We start from the raw sequence: 25,284 nt of genomic DNA, 5'->3' as shown, positions 1-25,284 counted from the left end.
TTCTTTGTTGTCATACACATTAGATGTGATCTCTACTCTACTTATTTCATCGCTTTGTAAGCTTCTGTACGTTCATCCAGGATTGCTTGGCCACCACTCGCCATGTAGTCCTTCATCATGCTGTCATACGTGGCTTCAAAATCAGCAGGTTTGGAAATGGTTGTTTTCACGAAGAACTCCATAAACTTGTCTTTCAAGCCGTTACCGTAGCGTGCTTCCGCCTCAATCGGTTTGGAGAAACGTACCGGTTGAATGGTGTCCGTGTTAGAGATCGCTACCGACTTGCGCATATCATCCCGATATTTCGACTCTACCTGAACGACATAGGCCTCTTCATTTTTCTTGTCATCCCCAACGTATTTACCATTGACGATAATGGCAATGTCACCGGAATTATAGATACGACCTGCGATTTCAGGAGAAGCATCATCTTTGATCAGTGGAACTCCATCCACGAGCTCATAGTTCTCGTTTTCAACACCAAATTGCAGATCGAACAGGTTGTTGCCTGAAGCCATCCAATCCAGATACTTCATCGCGGCTTCCGCATTTTTGCTCGATTTCGGGATCATGACATACATCGCATTGGGTGCATATGCCGGTTTGGCGAATTTGCCCTCGGAGTTTTTGAATGCATCAATCGGTGTCATCACTGCACCAGGTTGATTGGTTTGCAGGTTTTTGTACGTACCGGAGATATAAATCTCCCCTGCATCCTCGGTGTAGAATCCAACTTTGCCGTTAGATACATCTTCCCACAGCTTTTTCTTGTCTTTGTCGAGTCCAAAGTCCTTGCTCATTAATCCTTCATTATAAAGTGTATTCATATATTTCAGGGCGTCCTTGAAACCAGGCAACAACGTTGGATAGTCATTGGAACCCAGTTGCTGCGTTAATGTATATTTCTGTTCTTCCGTCAGCGGTTCAATGAATGACCAGATCAGTGGTTCATATTGAGCCGAGGCAATGGACATCCCCATCGGAATAAGTCCTGTACCGACTTTACCCGGATCTTTTTCCTTAAAGGCCTTCAGTGTTGTATGCAGCTCCTCAGCTGTCTCAGGTGATGGCAATCCGAGTGCATCCAGCCAGTCCTGACGAACATAGGATGCGTACTTGCCAAGTACAAGACGTTTACCTGGAACCGCGAACTGTTGTCCATCGTATTGACCGTAGGCCAGAGTTTCATCTCCCAAGAACTTCTTCAGGTTAGGACCACTTTGATTGATCAGATCCGTAAGTTCGGTCAGACCTCCTTGCTCTGCATACCGGTTGAATGTTCCCGAATCGTAGGTAAAGACGATATCAGGTACTTCAGAGCCACTCGCCATCAGAACGTTAAGTTTCTGTACTTCCTCTGAGCGTGGTACCGGAACAAACTGAACATCGATGTTGTTTGGATCACCAAACTTCTCTTGAATGAAGCGAGTCAGATAACTGTCCGAAATGGTGTAGCCCGCCGGAGTGTTTCCCCGATCGAAGATTTCTACTTTCAAAGTCGTTTTTTCCCCCGAACCCGACTCTCCAGATGAAGATGTTGATTCGCTTCCTGATGAACATGCAGATAATAATAGAGTGAATGCTGTTACCACTGCGAGGATTGAACTTGCCTTGCCTGCCTTACGTCTTTGAAATAATCTCATTTGACCTTTCCCCTTTCGCACACTCTCTGAATGAATTCACATGTTTGCCACTCCACTTTGATCATCTCATTTCGTTGCACCTGTGAATGTCACTAATCATTACATATGATCTGATATTTAGACAATAAACTATTTTCAAAATGTGAAATTCACGTTTTTTAAGATAAATACCGCGATATATAAACATATTTCCTGACAATATACAATTTTCACGCCATTAATGTTAACTACAATAACATATTATGTTGCATTAAGATCGATTTCTCATACCTAATCTGGCATCACCCATCTTGCAATAATCCTTTTTCCATTGAATCTTTCTTCAAAAAAAAAGAAAAAGAGACCACATCTTATGTGATCTCCTTGTTTAGCAACACTTGAAGAACGTTTCGACGCACTAATTCCTCGGTGGAAGATTAAACTTCACTTGACCAAACAACGTATCGATGGCATTTCCCGCAAATTGATCGATAACATGTTCGTTGCTTGTATCCGTATGTTCCAAAATCAATACATTATACTTCTCATCATAGTGCATTCCGCCTAAAATAAATCGTACAGGAATGTTCTGAGCCGCCCCTGCCTTCGAAATGGCCTGAAGAAGTTCGGATTCATGCCTTTGTTGACTTGTCGTGTAGGTACCAACAGGTATAGTTATCGTATATGACGAGTCATCTACATGAAATGTAAATGTGTTGTTGTTTGCTGTAATGGTAACCCTTTTACTGATATCTACTGATCCCCATACTTGCTGTCCGTGTTTGTACATCATTTTCACTCCTGCCCTATTAATCTATGAATTGTCATAATGCTAGTATAGGACATTCTTAAAATTCCTTAACAACATACCAGCTACACTGGCCTAAGATCGTGGTTGAACATCCAAAAAATCTCCTGCAAAGGACGATAAGGGATGTAACCTTATTGCCTCATACAGGAGATTTCATGGATATCTCTAAGATTATTGGATTTCACCCGATACTCGGATGTTCTAACACGTGCAATTCCGTTATTGATCCCCTTGTTTTCCACTCTGCTTGCGGTAGTCCCCTGGTGTCACGCCCATAATCCGTTTAAATACTCTGCCAAAGGAGATGGCATTGGCATAACCCACTTGCAGAGCAATATCCTGAACAGCCATATCGGATGCAGACAACAGACGACAGGCCTTTTCGACCCTCAGTTTCACCAGAAAATCAACAAACTTCATCTCAAACTCTTCCTTGAACAGATAACTTGCATATTTGCCCGAGATTTGGAACCGATCACTCAGATGTTTCAGCGACAGATCCGGATCATCAAAATGCTCTTCAATATAAATCCGCAGCTCGTTGATCATCGCGCGATGACTTTTCGTTTCATTCACAGATACATAATTGCGATAAACCTCTTTAAGCCACTCCTGCAAAATCTCTTGAATCCCCTCCAGTGTCTCCACTTGCTGGATATCACTGCGAAGACGAGTCAGGATTTCCTCGGCAAATTGGCTTTGCAACCGCTCAGACAGCTCCCCGAATTCACGGGACAACATCTGGATTAACGCCTGCAGCAACATGCGAATATCGTTATCTGTAATCTGATCTTCGCTGAACGCAACAAACATCTGGTCCAGCTGCGTTCGCCAACCATCACCGGTTAGTCTGAATTCACGGACAAAGTCTGCGAGCATCTGCAAATACTTGTACGATTGCAGCTCAATACGATCCGGCAGTTGCTCACTGAGAACGATCGCATCTTTACCAAGGGTAAGTCTATGTTGCAAACCCGCATCTGCACTCGCATAGGAACGAGTAATCTCCTCCCAGCCCGATACGGTTCGTCCAATTCCGAACGTAAACCGCAGGCGGAAGTTTTCCGCAATCCACATATGCATCTGCTTAGCCAGATCCATAAGTAATTCACGGTCCAGTCCTTCCTGCTCATCCGATGCAATCATCACAATAAGCCTGCGGTTCCCAAACCATTCAGCCCAACCGCCGAACTGGGTCTCATTCTGCACAAGTTCTTCCACTACGTTCATAAGCGCAATCTTCAGAATATTCTGATTGGTCGAGAGATCGTCACCATTCATCTCCGCAATGAGGACTGCAACACTCTTCGGTTCCATGAATCGTTCCTCTAGCGGTTGCAGATGGCGAAGTCGCTGACGGAACGAATCCATTCGCTCTCCTTCCATCAGATCAACAAGCAACTGTCTGCGATGAATCAGCAAGTTTTCATGATGTTGTTTCTCATAGTCAACCGTCTGAGCAATCAGATGTTCCAGCGCACGGTCAATGAGGGCCAGTTCATCTTTGACGGATGGAGCTGCTTCATCCTCCTCGGCACGTGGCTGTAACGCCTGAATTCGATTCATGATCAGCTGGATGGGGCGTGTATTTCTGCGAGTAATGTAGATTAGTCCCGCCACCGCACCAACAATCGTTAATAAACCAATACCGATCCACACATAAGAAACAAGGGATACCCATGAATACAGCTGTCCGGATTGAATACCACTCTCAAAGATCAGACCAAGCTTGTCCGCAGTCACACGATTAAGGATTTCACCTGCTGAAGGGTCCATTTGATGCGCGGTATAGATCAGATTTTCGCTCTTATCCCGAACCTGAAGAACAGTTAACTTTTCATTGGTCATGTTATCAATCTGCCGTTCCACTGCATACATGCGGATCGTAATGACGAGCAATCCTTCCCCGCCCCACGGTAACGGAAGCCACTTATTCATGCTCATCACCTGTGAAGGTATGTCGAAGGAACGTTCCTTATAATCACGTGGCAGATTCCAACCGAGGTTCTCCCGATCTTTCAAGGCTTGCTCAATATAGGCACGATCTTCGAAATCTTCCAAACGCATCATGCCTCTGGGCGTAAGAATCTGGGAATCGGACATGCGATAGAGATAAATGGATTGAATCATATCCTGCTGATCCAGCATACGTCCCAGCCCACTTGCCGCATCATAGATGAACTGACTCGATAATTGTCCCTGGCCAGCTTCCAGAAAGCGACTATATGTTTTGTTTGCACCAATGTCTTCAAGCAACCGAAGTTCAATGTCACTTAGCGAGCGCTCCAGTGTATCCACGATATAGCGGGTGGAGATCATGTCGGCTTTTTGTGTTTCGTTACGTGAGAGTTCGTTGACAATCAGGAAGGAGAGAAAGATCAGAATGGAAATCGTAAGCAGAAAAATAGGAAAATACGAATACATCAACTTGGTGTGCCAATTCCGCTTCAAATTTACTTTCATAGGCTCCAACTCCTTCCATCTCTATTCTAATGAGTATGCTCTTCTCTGTTCTTTGGCCTGCCTGCTGACGATATACAGGATCACTGATCCTAGTGCCGCACTGATCGTGCAAGCCAGATACATCAGTGATGGACCGCCGGAATCGAGTAAATATCCGTTAAGCATATTACCAACAATTCCGCCCAGGCCAGCAAACACCATGTTAAATAAACTTTGTCCTGTGGCCTGCATTTCCCGTCCCGTAACCGAAGCCACATATTCCACTGCTGCGATATAAAAGAATCCGAAGGATAACCCATGCAGCACCTGAACGCCAATCATGACCTCAGGTGTCGGCCATAGCCATTGTATCCCCCAACGTAACATATACGCCCCCGCTGCAAGCAGCATCGTGCGTTCATGCCCCCATTTTCGGAGTATGAATGCCGCTGCCAACATGGATGGAACATTGGTAATCGACGCAAGCAACAACGCCGTACCTGTCATGGTCACAGAACCGCCAGCCATCTGAAATGAAATAACAAAAAAGGAGTTAAACGCAGTGAGCGTTTGGTTAACCAGGAAACAACCTGTTAGAAATAGAAGGAATGTCCGGTTTCGGAGCAATCTTGCCAAACCTACGGAGAAGGTTACCGAGGACGAGGATATACTCGTCTGCCGGGGGAGTGTACTTGCCAGTATAGCGCTCAGAATGTTAAACAGGAGAAATGGCAGCCATAACATGTGAATGGAAAACTGGGAGAGATACATCCCTGCGGCAAATCCCCCAACTCCCGTTCCTATGCTGCCGAAGAGTCGGATCATGCCATATGAGGTGTTCGCGGCTCTCGCGGCTGTAACCGCATAGGAGTCAGCAACGGGTATTTGAGTCACTTGGAATATAGTGCATAAAGTATAAATCAATATTAATATAAAGTACACTTGAATATTGTAGAAATACGCTAACGATGCAGGAACAAGCAGGCTTATCACCAGTACGAACCGTGTCTTTTTAAACTTATCTACCAGAATTCCCCATATTGGTTGAAGAATAATGGATACGAGTGTGCCAAACGCCATAATAAATCCGGTTTCTTTACTGGAAAACCCTTGTGCTACCAATATGGGATTAATGTACGGGTTAAACATCCCCCCGGCAAGCCCCATAAACAGATATAGGCCCTGTAATTGGAGTAAAACACGTTTTGCATCATTGGAATCGGCTTTTATTTTCTCTGTGTAAGCCTTCATATGTCTACTTCTCATCCGGATCTCCATCCTTTATTTCTGTAGTTGCTTCGCCTATTCTCTATTTTTAAGTGCGTGTCAGACTGGACTTGATTGCAGCCAATGCCCCGATTGCTCCTGCTTTGTTCCCCAGTTCAGCTACAGCTAAAAGTGTAGGCAGAACAGTGTAACGTTGGAGGCGTGTGCGCACTTCGTTTAGATAATAGGATGGGTTGGATGCAGCCACGCCACCACCGATCACTATAATGGAAGGATTGAGTAAAGCCGTAATATTCGCCAGACCTCTCGCCATATAACGCATGGGTAGTTCCAGAATCTCCAGGGCAGCAAGATCACCCGACTCCGCTGCTTTGAATACATGCCTGGCTTCAATCTGTTCCGCTTCCCCTCCTGCCAGACTCATGATCAGGGATAAGGAACTTCCCTTTCCAGCAGCAAAATAACGCCTCGCCTGTTCGGTAATTCCCGTACCTGAAGTCACTTGCTCAAATACGCCAAAGGAATCCGCATCCGCAACGTAACCGGTATGAAGCCCTTCGTCTCCTGCAATGAAATGCCCAATCTCACCTGCTGCTCCATTCTGGCCGCTATAGAGCTGTCCATTCAGGATAAGAGCAGCTCCAATGCCTGTTCCAACCGTGACCATCACACAGTGTTGATGTCCCTGCGCTGCCCCTTGATCATACTCTCCCATTGCCGCCATATTCACATCATTATCCAACAGGATATTCCCGCTGTAATGCTTCGCAATCACAGGGCGAATATCTAGCTCAGGCCACTGAAAAGCGGGAGCATTTCGCAGTATTCCCTCCTCCTGTAGAACCACACCAGGGAATCCCATGCCTACACCGTTAAGTTGATCCAGACTGCATCCAACTTCGCGGCAGAATATTTCCAATTCAGTGAATAACCATCGGAAGAACTCATCCGGCTGATCACTGGCAAGCGTAGGCAAGATACGTTCATGAACTTCATTTCCAGCCTGTTGTGATGACAAGAGCATTAATGTTTTGGTGCCTCCAATGTCAATACCTGCAATCCAGCCGGATGGATCACTTTTAGCCGTACCATTCTGATTGGTCTGATAATTATTACTTACGTTTTTCACGGATTCTGTCATGCCTTTTCCCTCCTCACATGTTGTATATCCAATCTCTTATTCCATGGCCTGCTGAAGGTTCAGCATCGTTTGTTGTATGGCCACCTGTACCGCGCCAGTGACAACAGCTTGCTCACCAAGCTTGGAACAGATTAACTGTGGTTGCACCGGGAATTGCTCAGAGATGATCTGCCTCAGTAAAGGCAATAACACATCACCGTTCCCTCCTACACCTCCGCCAAGCACAATGAGATCCGGAGCAAGCACAACGCTAATCTGACGCAGAGCGGAAGCAATCTTCTTGCTGTATTGTTGTAGAATGTCTAACGCCTCTACTTCTCCACTGCGCGCAGCTTCAAATAACTTCTCGGGAGTCAGGTGTCTGTGAAGATCATCTGCACCCGAATCAGCAGCCTCCAATAATCGTTCATCATGCTGATCTAGATAATCTTTCGCCAGTTGCATCAGACCATCAGCGGACAGCACTTCCTCCAGACGTCGGCCATCGTCCACCAGCATCTCCGCGATCTCTCCAGTTAAGCCACCTAAACCTCGAAGCAGTTGGCCATGTACCATGATGCCAGCGCCCGTCCCTGTACCAATCGAGAAAAAAACAAACAAGGGATATCCTGCTGCTACACCACTCCGATACTCCCCAAGCGCTGCAAGATTCACATCATTTTCCAGAATTACTTCACAGGGAAAAGCTCCTGACAACGACTCTAAAGAGAAAGCTTCTTCCAGACCCGCTAACGGGTCCACAATACGATTGATACGCCCTGATTCAGGCAGCACTACGCCTGGTATACCGAACCCGATGCACTGAATCTGATCCCAGTTCAGATGATTCTCATCAAGCAGTTCGTTCATATGGCTTCGAAGAAGCTCCAACATCGTCGCTTCTGCTCGCTCATAAGCTTCTTGAACAACCATGGGATATGTTCGATAGGCAATGATCTCTCCATTCAGATCGGATAATGCAATCCGAATACGAGTTGCGCCGATATCTATACCACAGACATAATAAGCCGTTTCGTTGAAACGAATGAGGGTTGCTTTTCGACCCTGAGCGTTGTCAGCTGGCCCCATTTCCCTCACCAGATTACGGTCAATCAGATGTTCGACTCCCAAAGATACTGTTGGTTTACTAAGTCCGGTCTGACGGCTGATATCCGCTCTCGACATGGTTCCCTGAGTTATGAGGGCATCCATAATGAGATTTTCATTCAGATTGCGGATATACTGCGGTGTGCCAGCCATGTTATCGCCTCCTTTTATAGTTAGTTAGGTTTATTAACAAATTGATTAAATTCAATATATCATCGTGTTTGGTAGGTGTACAGCTTTTTGTCATTGCACTCTTTTAGTAGAAAGTTTTACTAGAACCAACCTTCACATGTAACACAAAAGCCTAATAAAGGAATTATTATACAATAATAGACGTTTATACATTTCCGAAACAGTGACACGCTCATAGAATACCTTATCACGATCAGGGAGGTTTTAATATGTATAGAAAACATCATAAATGTCATCATCCAAGACCAAAGTGTTTTTACAAAAAAATTACGAAAACTTGTGTTACCAAAGTGAAATATGTCCCTACAAAGTGTAAAAAACACTGTCATGTCACTGTTGAATATTGTGGAATCAAAAAAAGAAGACATTATTAATACTCTTTTGCCCTTCTCTTCGGAGAAGGGTTCTTTCTTATTGAACTAGGTTAATACCGGATACCATTAACCTATCAAAAAAAGTTGCGGTGATATTTCACCGCAACTCCTTTCTTCATTATATACATATTCATCAAGTTTTAGAGAGTTCAATAAATCCTTCACCGAAAACATCACGCACGTCATGAATGGTAATAAAAGCAATCTCATCTTCTGCTCGTACAATCTTCTTCAGCATAGAAACTTCCTGCTTGCTAATCACAATGTATAGAATTTCTTTCTTATTTTTTGTGTAATAGCCATGACCGGACAGGACGGTTACTCCGCGATCCATCTTCTCAATGACTTGCTTCGCGATTTCATCCTGTTTGGAAGAGATAATCATAACGGCTTTTTTCGGATTAAGCCCTTCAATAATGAACTCCATTGTTTTGGTTCCAACAAACAGCAAGACAATTGTACACATTAATCCTTGTGGTCCAATGATGAAGTATGAGGAGAAAGCCACAATCAGATCGAAGAACAGAAGTCCGTAACTGATATTCCAATCCAGATATTTGTTGGCAAGTCGGGCCAGGATCACTGTCCCCGCCGTTGTGCCTCCCACTCTAACAATCAAGCCAATACCAAGACCGGCAAATAATCCGGCAAAAATGGTATTGATCCAGAGTTCATCCGATGCAATCGTCCAACTCTCCGTCAGATGCAGGAACAACGAATTGAATACCACTGCAATAATCGTATATACCGTAGTCGTTTTATCAAGAAACCGATATCCCACAATTAACAAAATACCGTTCAGGATCAAGTTCATCAGTCCAGGGGACCATTCAAACAGGTAATACAAAATAATCGTGATACCCGTGACGCCGCCTTCAGCCAAATCGTTCGGGATGACAAACAGGTTCACCGCCAGTGCAAACAGAAATGCACCTGCCATAATAAATAGGATATCCGTAATTCGTTTCTTCATTATGCATTCCATCCAATCCATCAGAAATCAACCTAATCGACCCGTCTCATAAGTTGTCATAATCACTCAAGGATAGATTTTACCATGCTCACAACAAAATTTGTATACATAATACAAATTGTTGCGTAATTTGTGCAAAGGAATTTGTAAAACCTGCTCTTCTGACCTTCGCAGAGCTATTGAGCATCATACACCCATGACAAATGTCATGGTCCGTCATTGATATTCATCATTACAGAAGGCTGACGTTTATGACTTACTGTCATGTTCGGATTGTTTTACAATGATAAAAACGCTTCCTACAGGAAAGTCTAGCGGGAAACGCCAAGTTGTAGCTGATTACAGTTATAACGATTGAAGGAGGACACAATTTTATGAACAGATCAAAAGAAATGGCCTTAAAAAAAGAAGTTACCCCTTACGAAAAAAATGATCTCAGACTAAGTATCCGCCAGTTAATCAATACATTGCTCCCGCTCTTCTTGTTATGGGCTGCAGCTTACTTTAGCTTATCGGTTTCCTACTGGCTGACCTTCCCGATTGCTTTGGTGGCATCCGGATTTGTACTTCGGACCTTTATTATTTTCCATGACTGCTGTCATGGTTCATTCTTCAAGAGCAAACGCGCCAATGATATTCTCGGTACCATTACTGGTGTTTTAACAGTTACACCCTATCAGCAGTGGAAAAACGAGCATTCTATCCATCACGCAACAAGCAGTAATCTTGACAAACGTGGTGTAGGTGATATCTGGGTTATGACAGTTGACGAATACAAAGCAGCTTCTCCTTGGGGACGTCTCTTCTATCGGATTTATCGTAACCCGTTTGTATTGTTTTGTATCGGACCCATTTACGTGTTCCTGTTGGCTTACCGTTTTAACCGCAAAGGTGCTAGACGTAAAGAACGTATCAATACACACCTGACTACCGTATTGATTGTAGTGCTCTATGCATTCATGTCCTGGTTAGTCGGATGGCAGGCTTTTGTAATGGTGCAGGCACCTATCTTCTTCTTCTCCGGTTTCTTTGGTATCTGGTTGTTCTACGTCCAACATCAGTTCGAAGAGACGTATTTTGAACATGAAGATGAGTGGAGTTATGTCAAAGCAGCTGTTGAAGGCAGTTCTTATTACAAATTGCCAAAATTATTGCAATGGATCAGTGGTAATATCGGGTTCCACCATGTGCATCACTTGAGCCCACGTGTACCTAACTATTTCTTGGAAGAAGCACACAACGCAACACCACCTTTGCAAAAAGCAACGACTATTACATTACGTTCCAGTCTGGTTGCCCTGCGCTTCCGTCTGTGGGATGAAGATTCTAAACAGTTTATTAGCTTCAGACAGCTCAAAAAGCTATCCCGCAAGCCGTATGTTCAACCGCCTATCCGAGTAACCAATCCAGCGGGTCTGACAGAGAAGCCTTAACTCTGTCGGATTCGTTTTCTTGTGTTCAAGCCATAGTCATGCTACAGTCATGCTAAAGTTGAGTACAAGTTTGAGGAGGAGAATTCCATTCAAAAGTGGATGCAAAATTTTTATAAAAAAACAGGGTTGAACCTTTATGTATGGCTCGCCTTTTTCATCCTGCCATTCTATTTTATATCGCAATATTCTAAATTATGGACGATGGTAACCGGCATCATCATTATCCTCGTCTTCTTCGTTTGTTACCTGCTCGCCTTCATCACCAAGGGCTGGCAGGTGTACATGTGGATTGGAATGCTTATTGCCATATCCATTACGATGACGATCGCCTATGATTATGCGTATTTCTCATTGTTTCTTGCTTTCTTTATTGGGAATATTAAAAATAAAGCCGGTTTCTTCACCCTCTACTCGGTGAACCTGGGAGCCAGTTTCGTAACCATTAATTACGGTTTCATTAATCAGAGTTCTCTGTTGGTGAGCCAACTCCCGTTTGTATTCATCAGCTTAATGGCCTCCATCCTGCTTCCAATCAGTACGTATAACAAAAACAAAACTGAACATTTGGAAGGCCAATTGGAGAATGCGAACAAGCGACTTGATGATCTCGTAAAAATGGAAGAACGCCAGCGTATCGCTCGCGACCTGCACGATACACTTGGACAGAAGCTCTCTCTGATCGGTCTGAAAACCGATCTGGCGAGACGGCTGCTCCGCAATAATCCCGATCAGGCCGAGATTGAATTGAACGACCTCAGACAAACGGCAAGTACAGCTCTGAAGGAAGTCCGGGAAATGGTCACCACTATGCGTGGTACACAATTGGTCGATGAACTGTTCCGGGCGGAGCAGATTCTGAAGGCCGCTTCGATTGAATTTGTGCTGGAAGGTAATCCGAAGTTACAGGATACGTCACAATTGAATGAAAATGTGCTAGGTATGTGCTTGAAAGAAGCTGTCACGAATGTCGTCAAACACAGTCAGGCAACAACCTGTACTATCATCATTAAGGAAACACTAGCGGATAATGTAGTAACCGTTCAAGATAACGGTGTTGGAATAGAACGAACTCGCAAACAGGATCGGCGCGGAACAGGAATTTTGGGCATGAAGGAACGACTTGAATTTGTGAACGGTTGTCTGGATATTCGCTCTGCGACAGACATCCCGGGTACAGCGATTATTATTCATGTTCCGAAACTCGTTCGCAAACCGATAAAGGAGGCAGAATCATGATTAGAATTGTAATCGCGGAAGATCAGCGCATGATGCTCGGCGCCTTGTCCTCCCTCCTCAATCTGGAGGAAGATATGGAAGTCGTCGGACGTGCCAGCAACGGCCAGGAAGCCCTTGCCCTTGTCCAGGAGCTTGCACCAGACATCTGTCTGATGGATATAGAAATGCCTGTGAAAAGCGGCCTTGAAGCTGCAGAAGAACTCAAAGGAATGAGCTGTAAGGTCATTATACTGACCACTTTTGCCCGGACCGGATATTTCGAACGTGCCCTAAAGGGCGGTGTCCGTGGTTACCTGCTCAAAGATAGTCCAATTGAAGAACTTGCCGAATCGATCCGCCAAGTTATGAATGGCAGACGCATCTTCGCTCCCGACTTGGTAGATGAAGCTTATGTAGAAGAAAACCCCCTGACAGAACGGGAGAATGCCGTACTAGGCCTCATGGCAGATGGGAAAAACACCAAGGAAATCGCCGGGCATCTGTTCATCACAACGGGCACGGTGCGTAACTACATCTCCATTATTCTCAACAAGTTAAATGCCAGTAACCGCATTGAGGCCATCACTCGCTCCAAGGAAAAAGGGTGGTTTAAATGAAAGTACCGCTTTAACCCATTGAAACAAAAATAAGCATGTACCCCGGCTGCATAAGCTGCGATAACATGCTCAAAATAAAAAGCTTGGCCCAGCAATTTCTTCCTGGGCCAAGCTTTTTTAGGTGTATCGTAACAATCCCACACTCATCTCTTCTACATTGCAGAATATCCGTAAAACACTCAAGATTTATTTCACAGATACAACCATGCCAAGAGCTTCTAATGGCACTTGATCGGTCTTAAGCTGATGAATTTGGTTACCGTCCTGCCATGAGATCGTTACATGAACAGACTTTCCACCACTTGGATATTCAACCTTGATATACCCTTTATCTTTGGGTACTGGCAAGGTATGTGACTCCAGGTACTCCACCATTTTCTTCGCTATGCCCGGATTATTCATTTCATCTTCGGAAACCGAACGAATTTCCAGCGTCCATCTGCCTTCTTGCCAAGTCAAATATTGACTGCCTGCGGCACCTTCACTCATACCTTTGATGCCATGTCCTAGATCCACAGCCATATTTGCTGGAATATCTTTCAGGTCCGTCTCAGGGAATATTTCTGGCTGATCCGGGTCCTTATAGGTCTTCACTTCATAGGAAGCCAGTACAGGTATCTTACTGTCGGTTGCAGTTAAAGATTGATCATTAATGGCAACAGACTGAGTGGTAGCGTAGAAGTTTACCTTAAATGCATCCGCAGTATTGGACAGTATTGCCGCCCCCAAAGATGTACCCTTGTCCAATGAAAATGAAGTGGGTAACGCTGCATCCTTCATCTTCAACTGGTTGCGAACTTGCTTGATCACATCATTCACACCTGATTGACCAGTGACAACTTGGTTGTCATTTGCCTTCGATCCTGATGTGTCTTCATTATCTGTTGTGCCCGTATTCTCTTTGGTTCCTGTTTCATTTTCATTAGAGAAATCAGCACCACCACTTCCGGTCTCGGTCTGCTCACCTACTGTTGTCGTTGGTGAAGAACTATTCTCTGATGATGCTGTATTTGAATCCGGTCCGCCACATCCTGCCAGAGCAAGTAAAACGGCTGTCGTTACTGGAATCGTGATCCATAATGGCTGTTTCTTCATGATGTGTACCTCCTTCGTTGTAGCCAATCTAAAAATTCAAAAGATTAACGCTTGTCGTTCCAGAAGTTAACCGGCTGCACTTTTTTGCTTAACACTTCAAAACGATACCCTTCTGCCTTCAATGTTTTCAATACTTTCGGTAATACTTTCAGCGTTGCTTCTTGGTCGTGCATAAGCACAACCGGCGTTGTTCCGCTCTTTTGCACATTGTGAATCTGCTTCATTACACTGTTATAGACTTTCTGGTGATCTTTCTTGTATTTCCAGTCTTCCGAATCGACATTCCAATCCCATAGATGGAATCCACCCTGGCCCAGCAGTACATTACGGAATGCCGGTTTGAGATAAGGTTTACTACCATATGGCGTCCGAACGAGACTTGTTTTAACTCCGGCAACCTTGTTCAGACTTGCATTGGCCTGTTGCATCTCTTTCAATCCGCTATATGCAGATTTATAGAATTTGCCTGGAACGTGAGTCACACCATGCAGACCCAATCCATGCCCGTCAGCTACGATACGTTTGGTAGCCTTCTGAAATTGCTCCATTTGAGGTCCCAGCATGAAAAACGTTGCCTTCGCATGATATTGATCCAGAATATCCAGTAACTGACCCGTATGAGCGGTTGGCCCATCATCAAACGTCAGGTATATGATTTTGGAATTTGCTTTGCTTGCACCATCCTTGGATGAAGCTGATTTGGCAGATACCGACTGCGGCAATAATAGTGGAATGATTAGTAAAATAGCAAGTGTGACCATGATAGATTTACGAATATGTAGCATAATTAAAAGTCTCCCTTGTGTGTTATATTTCCCCGGGTGTCCATGTTTTTCTACCTTCATCCCTTGGCGATTAATCCTAATACTATCAAAGATAGTGGCTCCTGTTCTCGCTCCAAAGGCTACGGTAGAGTTACACTTTTGTCAGATAAACCTAAAATTTAATACGAATTTGATAGATTTGCGCAAAATAAGATCCCGTCAGGATAGATCAATTGTGACATATCCTCTATTACCCACATTCAGAATTTTGATAGACCTTTACTCCAATTCAAGTAAATCAATACAATCATTAAATATCGTTGCATGCAAAAAAACCTGCACAAGTGCAGGCTTCTTTGTCTTTAATCAGCATATGGCATCAAACCATCATCCCTTGCAAGGGGATTGCCCCCATTGCTTTCAGGATCATTACCTCATGCTGTATGTAAATGGTGTTTTGACGCTGGAATCTTCTCGACTCCCTACGTGCAATTTATTCAGTTGGAGCAGTGAACGAACGTTTGCCAAACTCGGCATCCAGCATGTAGAAGGCATTGCTGTCTTTTTCAATGCGGCGCAGCTTCTGAATAATATTGTCAAACAAAGCTTCCTCTTCAACCTGCTCATCAATGAACCATTTCAGGAAATACATCGTTGCATGTTCACGTTCATTCAGAGCGATGTCAGCCAGATTGTAGAATTTTTTCGTGTTTTGCTGTTCATGAGCATAACCATGCTCAAACACATCCAGCATCGAAGCATATTCATTCTTCGGTTCTGGCAAAGCCTCAAGTGTGGCACGTTGCCCACGATCATTCAGGAATTTGTATATTTTCATGCCATGGAATCGCTCTTCTTCCGCTTGCACGATGAAGAAGTTCGCAAATCCATCCAGACTTTTGCTGGAACAATAGGCTGCCATAGCCAGATATACATGAGCGGAATAAAACTCAAAGTTCATCTGTTCATTTAAAGATTCTGTTAACGTTTGGCTCATAATCAAAACACCTCTTTCTTTCTCTAGGGATGGTTATATTCTAACATAACGTAAGCAGGACTTACACCGATTTTCTACAAAATTCGCCAAGGACTGAACGAACAAAAAAGCTCTGCCGCGATGGCAGAGCTTCTTTCATTCTTTAGAGATATGCAATTATACCAAGAACGCTTTGGAGATGATAACCAACAGGATGAACAGAACCAGAATGGCACCTACAGAAGTGAAACCTCCGTATCCGTAGCCTCTTGTTTCTCCACCTAATACTTCGCTCATTGACCGTACCTCCTCTGCAACAGGTATGGGTTATCTTATGCAGGAAGAACGACTTTGACAGGGCGGATGCCCTAATTATTCAGATTGCTGTTTTTTTCGTTCAGTACCGGGGAGATTGCACACGCATGATATCCAGAAAAGGTACCTTCGCTGTGAACTCTTCTTCGGTATACTCTACATGTACGAGTCGTGTACGGGAGTCCATTTTGACGATGACTCCTTGCACCTGATCTTCTTTGCCCCATACCGTCAACAGTACTTCCGAACGTTCCCGAAAAGCTTCAACCAGCTGGTTTCCCAACTCTTCGAGTTCAAACTCATCCCGTGTAGGTCTTTTTGCTACTTTTGCTTTTGCCAATGTGGCTGCCTCCTCTACTCCGACGTCCCGATTCCACGGGTTGATTGCCGAGTTCATATTCAATAAGTATACCATTCATTTACGTTCGTGTAATCTCATGGCAACCAGAATGAGCAAATTCCTCAGGCAAGTTACCGTTAACCGTGATACCTCCTATTCTTCTCTATACTCCACAATGATGCTGTACTCATTCGATCGGGTTTCGCCAGCCCGTTTTTGTCCATTCCATTCATACGTGTACCTGGCAATCAAGTCTCCTTGCAGCGTCCCCACCTTCTCAGAAGCTAACTTCGCTACATACGAGATGTTCTTTTCCGTTCCAGGCTCAATCACGCCCACATGCAGAACCCGTGGTGTGGAATACTCTGATATGCTCAATTGGAGCTCACCCGTAGCTTGACCAAGCCATCTGGCACCCTCAGGTAAAATGCTCCCAAGTTGTACACGTGCCGGCAAATTACCCGTATTCCCCACACGTACCTGAAAAGTGACGGTACCTCCCTGCTCGACCAATGTGGGTGTCACTTGAACATAAGCCTGAATTATCGGCGCTTTCAATTCGACCACAGCTTCATTGGATGTAATCATCCGCTGCACTGACCGTGAATCCGGCAATCGAAATGTATACATCAGGCTAGCATGATTCACATACCTGTAGTCATCAGGCAGCGATTCATCTCGATCTGGAAGTTTCGCTTCGAACTGAATATTCAGAACCGACCGGGCTGTCAACGTCCCCAGATTAAGCCCTTTAGCCAGATTGGTTCCGGGACGTTTAACCCCATTCCAGCGCAGGCTGCCTTCGACAAATGTCACACCTGTGGGCAGTACATCCAGGAGAGTTCCATCCACCGCATAACTGCTTGCATTGGAGACGGTAATATTATATTGGACGACATCGCCTAATGTGGCCGTTACCGGGAGCACACTTTTCACCACAGAGACCTGGGGCTGTATCACTTCCAGGGTAACCTGATTGGAGTAGACCGTCTCCTGCTGTCCTGCCGAGATATATGACAGTACAGCTACACTTGATATTCCGTTTGCATCGCTTCCCCCCGTAACCTGAACCCGATATTGTATCCTAATTGAGCTTCCGGGTAAAATCTCTCCAAGTTGTATGCCCGTATCAGGCGTTACTTGTGGCGCAAACATTTCATCTACGATGACACTCGCAGGTATAAAAACAATGCCCTGTGGCAAAGAAATCGTTACTTGGGCATTGGTGGCTGCAATAAAACCCGGATTGCTCACGATGACGGTGTACATGACAATATCCCCTGAGAAGGTATAGATGTGATCCGCCTGAAAGGAGATCTCCAGCCGGGATGAGACCAGATTGACCTCCACGATATTGGATTGTTCCATACCTGTAACCGTTCTGCCTTCCGGTGTCAAAAACTCATAGTTAACCTGTGCCTGATTCAGCAGCTTCAGTGTCTCAGGTAAACGCAAGATTACAACTTGGAAGTGGTATCGCAACGTGGCTCCGGGCGCAATTTCAGCTGGAGGCAATCCTGTCTCCGGTGATGCTCCCGGTAACGGAATACCATCACGCAGTACACTGTTGGGAAGCAGTGCCGTCTCTGCAGATAGCTGATCCAATAGGTACACTAGGGCCGTAAGATTTCCGGTGTTAACAATTTCAACACGGTAGATAAGAGACTGCCCCAAGGCAGCCTCCGTGACATTGCAGACTTTTCTGACTTCAAGCCTGGGGCCGATCCACGGTGTTACAACCGTATTCGAATAGGATACCTGTTCCAGTTCAGTCGCACCCGAGCTGAATCGAACCAGGGACTGATTCTTTAGCCAGTGGGACAACGGACCGGAAGATTGGCTCATATCACCACAACCTCTACTCTGAATGTAACCGTAACGGAAGCACCCGCAGCAATCGAACCAAGCGTGATGCCTGTATTCGGATTCCCTGTTGGTCTTGGCACACCATCCACCGTAACACTTCCTGGCACAAATACTGTACCGACAGGTACCGGGTCAACCATGACCACATTATTAACCACTTCAATGCCGCTATTGGTTACTACAACCGTATAGGTGATTACATCACCAACAACAGCATCAATGGCACTTGTACTTTTGGCAACTACAACATTTGGTGCAGATACCGGGATAACCAGAACATTCGAAGATACGGTCCCCGTCAACAGACGGCCATCGGGTGGACTAAATGTATAGTTGGCCACCGCCTGGTTAACCAGTTGCTGATCCTGTGGCAACGTATCTACAGTCACTTCGAGGGTGACCGTTACAATAACCGTACCTCCGGACGGTATGGTACCCACAACGATACCCGTCTCTGGATTGGCACCTGGCTGTGGAACACCATCAATCAGAACACTGTTGGGAAGCAGTACGGCTCCATTCGGTATATTGTCCGTTAATGTCAAACTTGCATCCAGATTCCCGCTATTGTTAATGGCAAAAGAATAGGTGATGGTGTCACCAATCGTTGCATTGGAGGTGCTCCCTGTTTTGGTTACGGCAATAATCGGCTGATAGATTGGTGTTACAACCGTATTGGAATACGCTGCTCCCGAGAAAACACCCGATGTGAAACTTACGGAAGACTGACTGCTCACTTGTGGTGGTGTTGGAAGCGTATTGACCCGAACTGCATACGATACCGTTATCGATGCTCCAGGGGCTAAACTACCAAGGGCTATGCCCAGCGCCGGGTTTGCCAAGGCCCGTGGAACGCCATCTACCAGGACGCTCCCAGCAACAAATGTTACGGCCGGACTGATGGGATCGGTTAACACAATATTGTTTACAGGGTCAATTCCTTCATTGGTCACAACCATTTCATACACAATCGTGTCGCCTACCACGGCATCAACTACCGAAGCTGTCTTAACTACACTGACGTTCGGAGCAGATACTTGAATGTTGAGTGCGTTGGACGTAATCGTGCCTCCAAGTGTTCTTCCATCAGGTAATGTATACGAAAATGTCGCAGAAGCCTGATTGGTAATGGACTGGCTCAAAGGTAACGTCACAATCACAACGGAGAAGGTAACTAGAGTTGTTGTGGAAACGACACCAAGCGGAATACCCGAAGCTGGATCTGCACCTGGTGCAGAAGCCCCGTTAATAATAACGCTATTAGGAACAAACTCTGTTCCTGCCGGAATGGTATCCGTTAACGTGACAGATGCGCCATAGTTCCCGGTATTGGAAATGGCGATGCTGTACACAACGGTATCCCCTACCGTTGCTATCGTCTGATCTCCCGTTTTGACTGCCGCCAGAATAGGTTGAAAGACCGGAGTTGTAACCGTATTGGAGAATGTGGTCGCTGAGAAAGCCCCTGATGTAAAGCTGACCGTGGACTGATTGTTTAACACTGCACTTGCCGGAAGCGCCGTAACCTGCACACTAAATACAACGGTTACCGTAACGCCAGGTGCGATGGAACCAAGTGTTATTCCCGTAGAAGGATTGGCACCAGGGCGCAGAACACCATCGACAAACACGCCGGTTGGCGCAAGAACGGTACTTGTCGGCACTGCATCCGTGAAAACCACATTGTTGACCGTTGCAATTCCGTTATTGGTTACAGCGATGCTATACGTTACGATATCACCAACTGATACCGACGTTGAAGTTGTGGATTTGACGACATCGACATCCGGTGCCGATACGGTAATGGTTAACACATTGGATAGAACAGACTCCGTGATGTTCCGCCCATCCGGCAATGTATATGATAGAGCTACGGAAGCCTGATTCACCAGTTGTTGCGGACTTGGCAGCGTATCAACAACTACTGAAAAGGTAATTGTGGTGGTAGCTCCTGGAGCCACATTGCCTGCGGGGATGCCCGTTGCTGGATTTCCTGCTGGCAGCGGTTGCCCGTTCACAATAACGCTATTTGGAACAAGGATGGTTCCGGCTGGAAGGTTATCTGTCAGGTTAATCTGGGCTCCAAAGTTTCCCTGATTGTTCACAGTTATCGTGTAGCTGACTGTATCCCCAACGGTAGCATTTTGTGTACTGGCTGTTTTTTGCGCTGAAAGAATAGGCTGGTACACCGGAGTGACCACGGTATTTGAAAAGGTTGTGCTTGAGAATGTACCTGAGGTAAAACTGACCGTAGAGCGATTGCTCAACTGATCACTTGGCGGAATCGCGTCGATACGGATACTGAATGTGACCGTCGCGGACGTTCCGGGCCCCAATGTACCAAGGGGTACCCCACCTGCCGGATTGGCTCCGGGTTGCGCAACCCCATTCACTGTGACACTCCCTGTAACAAAAGAGGCTCCAGCTGGAATCGGGTCTGAAAACTGAATATTGTTCACCGGTGCAATTCCGCTGTTGGTCACCAGAATGGAATAGGTCACCGTATCGCCTACCGTAGCCGCAGTGGAAGCTGTGCTTTTGACAACAGCGACGTTTGGTGACGAGACTGGGAACGTGAGTGTATTCGAAGTGGCTGAGCCAGTCAACGTCCGCCCATCTGGAGGTGTAAATGTAAAGGATGATGTAGCAAAATTGCTAAGCTGCTGTGGGGATGGAAGTGAATCCACAACAACGGCAAACGTGACAACAGCCGTCGCCCCTGCTGCTACAATGCCTACCGGAATACCTGTTCCTGGTGTTACTCCCGGCTCTGGCACACCGGATACAACCACACTGTTGGGTACAAAAGTAGTCGCAGAAGGAATGTTGTCTGTGAGAGTAACATTTGCTTCCAGATTGCCAGCATTGCTGACCGTTACCGTGTATACAACCGTATCACCTACAGTTGCATTTACGGTATTTGCTGTTTTGACAAGTGAAATCTGCGGTTGTATGACCGGAGTCTGAGTGGTATTGGACGATGATGACCCTGAAAATGAACCGGATGTGAAGCTGACCGTCGACTGATTGTTAATCTGCGAAGGAATCGGCATGGTAATCGTCACCTCAAAAGTTACGGTAACCTCGGCTCCTGGAGCCAACGTACCGATTGGAATGCCGGCGGTCGGATTGGAGAGCGGGAACGAAGTCCCGTTCACAATGACACTTCCGGGTACAAATGGGGTATTCGAAGGAAGAGGATTGACATATACCACATTATTAACGGCTACTGTGCCGTTATTACGAATAACAGATGTGTATCGAATGACATCTCCGACTACGCCGTACTCTACATTGTCACTGTTGACAATCGTAACATTGGGCAGAGACACTGGAATAGTGATGGTGTTTGATGACGAGAGACCGGCAATCGTTCTCCCACTTGGGAGTGTGTAGGCAAATGAAGCAACCGCCTGATTAATTAACTGCCTTGCATCTGGCAAGCTGGTAACCGTCGCAACAAAGGTGACCGTTGCACCTGAGCCCGCAGCAATTTCTCCTAGACTGATACCCGACTCCGGGCTGACTCCAGGTGTAGGTACGCCATTAATAATGACACTATTTGTGCTGAATACTGCTCCTGCTGGAATGGGATCTGTCAAGGTAACCGTTGCAGCTATGTTACCTGTATTGTTAATTTGGATGGTGTAATTAAACGTATCGCCTACAGTCAAACTTGTTGTACTTGCTGACTTCACCACTTGGATCACTGGCAGAAATATGGGGGTATTTACTGATATAGAAGAAGAAACACCGTTAAAACTGCCTGATGTAAATGCTGCATTGGCCTGGTTACTAACCAAACCCGTAGATGGAACGGAATTCACTCGGGTCTGATAGGTCACAGTTACGCTGCTTGAGCTATTCAATGAACCCACTGCGATTCCCGCAACGGGGCTTGCGCTGGGAACAGCAGATCCATTAATCGTGACACTACCCGGGACAAATTCAGAGCCGGATGGTGCATCCGAAATCACCAGATTTTGTACTGCACTAATTCCTGCGTTTGTTGCAACAACGGTATACGTAAGCACATCTCCAACTGTCGCATCTGGTGTGTTTACTGTTTTACTAAGAGAAATATTGGGAGCCGATGCAGATATACGAACGATATTGGATAAGCTGCTGCCTGAGAGATTCCTTCCACTTGGAAGCTGGTACGTATAACTTGCTGTCCCTTGATTCTCCAGTGTCGGGGGAGTCGGAAGTGTGGTGAGTGTAGCGCGAAACACCACCGTAGCCGCAACTCCCGGCAGGAGGCTGCCCAGTGTTATTCCGGTTAATGGGCTTGTTCCAGGACGTGCAGTACCATTCACAGTTACCGAATTCGGGACAAACGTCAGCCCCGCTGGAATCGTATCCGTCACATTCACTTGAGTCGCTATATTCCCACTGTTCGTGACCACAAGTGTGTATGCAATCTGATCCCCCAGTGTCGCATTGGTTTGGCTTGCCGACTTGTTGATACCAACAACAGCTTGGTATACAGGGGTTGTAATGGAATTGGAGTTGGAAATGCCCGTGAACGAACCAGAGCTATAGGACACTACCGCTCGATTAACTAACGAACCTGAAGCAGGCAAAGACTGCACATTCACCTGAAACGTCACCGTCGCAGAACTTCCGGCCGCCAATGTCCCAATAGAGATACCACTGCTCGGATTCGCAGACGGTACAACAGTTCCCCTTACGGTTGCACTGCCGGGAACAAAAGTTATTCCAGCAGGGAGCGCATCTGTAAGTACCACATTGTTAATCACCTGAATACCACTGTTGGTAGTAACTACGGTGTACGTGAAGGTCTCCCCGACAGCAACATCGGTAACGGATGCTGATTTTACCGTGGTCACATTGGGCAATGTTACCGGGATCGTTAAGGTATTCGAGGCGATGTTTCCCGTGATCGTCCGTCCATCAGGTGAATTGAAGGAATAAGAAGCTGTCGCCTGATCCACAAGAGTCGGCGGTGTCGGCAAGCTTGTTACAAGTACCTGAAAGGTCACGGTATTGGCACTTCCTGCCGCGAGGCTCCCCAGATTAACGCCGGTAACCGGATTGGCGCCAGCAATCACATTTCCATTCAGACGAAAGCTGCCTGCTACATATGAGCTACCACTTGGAATGTTATCCCTCAATGTAACGTTGGCTGCAACATTCCCTCCGTTGTTCACTTGCAGTGTATAGGTTACTAGGTCACCCACCGTGGCATTGGTGGTACTCGCCGATTTCACAATGGACAGGTTTGGCGAATAAACCGTAAGGGTGGAGTTGTTGGAAGGAATAACTCCGGTAATGACCGGCCCCCCTGCTACACTTTGAAATGTAAAGGCTGCATTGGCCGAATTCACCAGTTGCAGGATGCTTGCATCCTGACCGATGAGTGCTCGATAGGTTACAACAACACTGCTGGATAAAGTTAACGAACCCAACGGAATGCCTGCCGTCACATCAAGTGTTGGACGGGATACACCTGCAACCGTGACACTGCCAGGAATAAAGGTAAGACCTGCAGGAAGTGAATCGGATAATACAACACTGGCCGCACTCGCAGTGCCTGCATTGGTAACGGTAACCGAATATAGGATACTATCCCCGGCAACTGCACCGGCGGCGACCGTTGCCTTAGCCAATGTGATCTTGGGTGCATTAATATCAACTTGAATTGCATTGGCGTTGACAATGTAGGCATCCCCCGAGGTTGTTAATGTCAACACCGCAGATGACTGGTTATTGATCAGTCTTGCTGAAACATCCACATTGGTAATATCCCAGCCTTGACGTCCACCGATAATATTTGTACCTGGAGCTCCGTTGATCTGATTTCGTGTCCCAAACGTTCCTGTTGTATTAAGCGCTCCGGTATCTCCGTTAATCTGAGAGGCAAAAAAGTTCGCAGCTAGATTATTGGGCCCAGACAAAGCAACCGATGTAGCTGAGGTCGGCCCGAATAATGCCTGGTCACCGGTCCGGTTCGCGTCGCCCTCCTGCGCACTGAACAGTATTCTTCCTCCCAATACACCGGAAAGGGGCGTTGCAAATCCAGTCAGTGTGGTAACAACAGGTGGTGAAGTGGATTGAACAAGTACGCCGCCTGCACGCAAAGACATGTTGCGAAAAGGCAGATTGGGATTCTGATAAATGACTCCAAGTGTCCATCCCGCATGATTGGCCGTGGAATCACTTGGAATAACTATAGTCCCTACCACTGCTCCAGTGATATATGTACCGGCTCCCCCGCTTTGAACAAGTGTAGTCACATTGGCGGAACGTACATAGCCAGCAGCACCGCCCCCCAGATCGAATTGATTGTAGGTAAGTGGATCAGGAGTCACACTGGAAGTCCCTGCGGGTGTAATAAACGTAACCGGATTGTTGATGGCAGCACTCAGATTGACTGTACCATTGATGTAACTGCCGCCCCAGATCAATTCTGCATACAGAACGGTACTTCCAGCAGGTAGTGTAAGAATGGCTGCTGAACTGTTGCTCTGATACAGGCTTGTCGTTCCCAGTGGATAGGTGCCGTACTGGAGGCTGGTGTTGGTTGTGATAAAACCTCCAATACTGTCCTGTGTTCCGGGTACTCCCGCTGTTTCCGAACGACTCAGTCCAAGCGTATTTCCTGTAAATGTAATTGCTCCCGTAGCATTAACGGTTGAACGAACGACAAGAGGAATGAAGATCACCTCCCCTTCATCAATGATTTCCTACATATGGAACGGAGCCATGTATATAGTCTATGAGTGTATTGTTGAGTTTTGTTTGTCCTCCATAAAAAGTTTGTGACAACTCGAA

At 46.0% G+C, this 25,284-nt stretch carries 17 protein-coding genes; 3 read left to right on the top strand and 14 right to left on the bottom strand.

What is annotated here, in order from left to right:
• Positions 1-41 precede the first annotated feature (41 nt).
• The 7 genes from MHH92_RS12800 to MHH92_RS12770 form a co-directional block, all read right to left on the bottom strand.
• Positions 42-1,643, bottom strand: a complete 1,602-nt coding sequence (locus MHH92_RS12800; protein ID WP_047842691.1) for an extracellular solute-binding protein — start codon at positions 1,641-1,643, stop codon at positions 42-44.
• 397 nt (positions 1,644-2,040) lie between these two features.
• Positions 2,041-2,415, bottom strand: a complete 375-nt coding sequence (locus tag MHH92_RS12795; protein ID WP_340904061.1) for a hypothetical protein — start codon at positions 2,413-2,415, stop codon at positions 2,041-2,043.
• Positions 2,416-2,652: 237 nt separating this feature from the next.
• Complete coding sequence (locus tag MHH92_RS12790; RefSeq protein ID WP_340904060.1) at positions 2,653-4,896, bottom strand: helix-turn-helix domain-containing protein; 2,244 nt, start codon at positions 4,894-4,896, stop codon at positions 2,653-2,655.
• A gap of 21 nt (positions 4,897-4,917) precedes the next feature.
• Positions 4,918-6,141, bottom strand: coding sequence for an MFS transporter (locus MHH92_RS12785; RefSeq protein WP_243391424.1), 1,224 nt, complete (start codon positions 6,139-6,141; stop codon positions 4,918-4,920).
• 49 nt (positions 6,142-6,190) lie between these two features.
• Complete coding sequence (locus MHH92_RS12780; protein ID WP_340904058.1) at positions 6,191-7,243, bottom strand: ROK family protein; 1,053 nt, start codon at positions 7,241-7,243, stop codon at positions 6,191-6,193.
• 36 nt (positions 7,244-7,279) lie between these two features.
• Positions 7,280-8,482, bottom strand: a complete 1,203-nt coding sequence (locus MHH92_RS12775; protein ID WP_340904057.1) for an ROK family transcriptional regulator — start codon at positions 8,480-8,482, stop codon at positions 7,280-7,282.
• 546 nt (positions 8,483-9,028) lie between these two features.
• Complete coding sequence (locus tag MHH92_RS12770) at positions 9,029-9,868, bottom strand: YitT family protein (RefSeq protein ID WP_017688839.1); 840 nt, start codon at positions 9,866-9,868, stop codon at positions 9,029-9,031.
• A gap of 374 nt (positions 9,869-10,242) precedes the next feature.
• Between MHH92_RS12770 and MHH92_RS12765 the strand changes: the two genes are divergently transcribed.
• From MHH92_RS12765 to MHH92_RS12755, 3 genes are all read left to right on the top strand, one after another.
• Positions 10,243-11,301 (top strand): fatty acid desaturase, encoded by a 1,059-nt coding sequence (locus tag MHH92_RS12765; RefSeq protein WP_076249560.1) that lies wholly within the window; start codon positions 10,243-10,245, stop codon positions 11,299-11,301.
• A gap of 87 nt (positions 11,302-11,388) precedes the next feature.
• Positions 11,389-12,537: a sensor histidine kinase gene (locus MHH92_RS12760; RefSeq protein ID WP_036608689.1), complete on the top strand. Its 1,149-nt coding sequence runs from the start codon at positions 11,389-11,391 to the stop codon at positions 12,535-12,537.
• The gene (locus tag MHH92_RS12755; RefSeq protein ID WP_036608692.1) at positions 12,534-13,133 is read left to right on the top strand and encodes a response regulator transcription factor; all 600 of its coding nucleotides are present in this window, start codon (positions 12,534-12,536) and stop codon (positions 13,131-13,133) included. The genes MHH92_RS12760 and MHH92_RS12755 overlap by 4 nt, the downstream gene beginning before the upstream one ends.
• A gap of 186 nt (positions 13,134-13,319) precedes the next feature.
• Here the strand turns inward: MHH92_RS12755 and MHH92_RS12750 are convergent, their stop codons facing one another.
• From MHH92_RS12750 to MHH92_RS12720, 7 genes are all read right to left on the bottom strand, one after another.
• Complete coding sequence (locus tag MHH92_RS12750; RefSeq protein WP_340904052.1) at positions 13,320-14,228, bottom strand: hypothetical protein; 909 nt, start codon at positions 14,226-14,228, stop codon at positions 13,320-13,322.
• A 44-nt stretch (positions 14,229-14,272) separates the two neighbouring features.
• Complete coding sequence (locus MHH92_RS12745) at positions 14,273-15,013, bottom strand: polysaccharide deacetylase family protein (protein ID WP_340904050.1); 741 nt, start codon at positions 15,011-15,013, stop codon at positions 14,273-14,275.
• Between the two features lie 472 nt (positions 15,014-15,485).
• Positions 15,486-15,989: a ferritin gene (locus tag MHH92_RS12740; RefSeq protein WP_047842684.1), complete on the bottom strand. Its 504-nt coding sequence runs from the start codon at positions 15,987-15,989 to the stop codon at positions 15,486-15,488.
• Positions 15,990-16,145: 156 nt separating this feature from the next.
• Positions 16,146-16,265, bottom strand: coding sequence for a hypothetical protein (locus tag MHH92_RS12735; RefSeq protein ID WP_017688846.1), 120 nt, complete (start codon positions 16,263-16,265; stop codon positions 16,146-16,148).
• A gap of 100 nt (positions 16,266-16,365) precedes the next feature.
• Complete coding sequence (locus MHH92_RS12730; protein WP_036608707.1) at positions 16,366-16,623, bottom strand: YolD-like family protein; 258 nt, start codon at positions 16,621-16,623, stop codon at positions 16,366-16,368.
• 153 nt (positions 16,624-16,776) lie between these two features.
• Positions 16,777-18,468, bottom strand: a complete 1,692-nt coding sequence (locus MHH92_RS12725; RefSeq protein ID WP_340904037.1) for a DUF11 domain-containing protein — start codon at positions 18,466-18,468, stop codon at positions 16,777-16,779.
• Positions 18,465-25,175, bottom strand: a complete 6,711-nt coding sequence (locus tag MHH92_RS12720) for a DUF7507 domain-containing protein (protein ID WP_340904036.1) — start codon at positions 25,173-25,175, stop codon at positions 18,465-18,467. Before MHH92_RS12720 ends, MHH92_RS12725 begins: the two co-directional genes overlap by 4 nt.
• Between the last annotated feature and the right edge of the window lie 109 nt (positions 25,176-25,284).

This window comes from Paenibacillus sp. FSL M7-1414 (assembly GCF_038003195.1).
Classification (GTDB): Bacteria; Bacillota; Bacilli; order Paenibacillales; family Paenibacillaceae; genus Paenibacillus; species Paenibacillus amylolyticus.
This window is presented reverse-complemented; position numbering and strand designations above follow the sequence as displayed.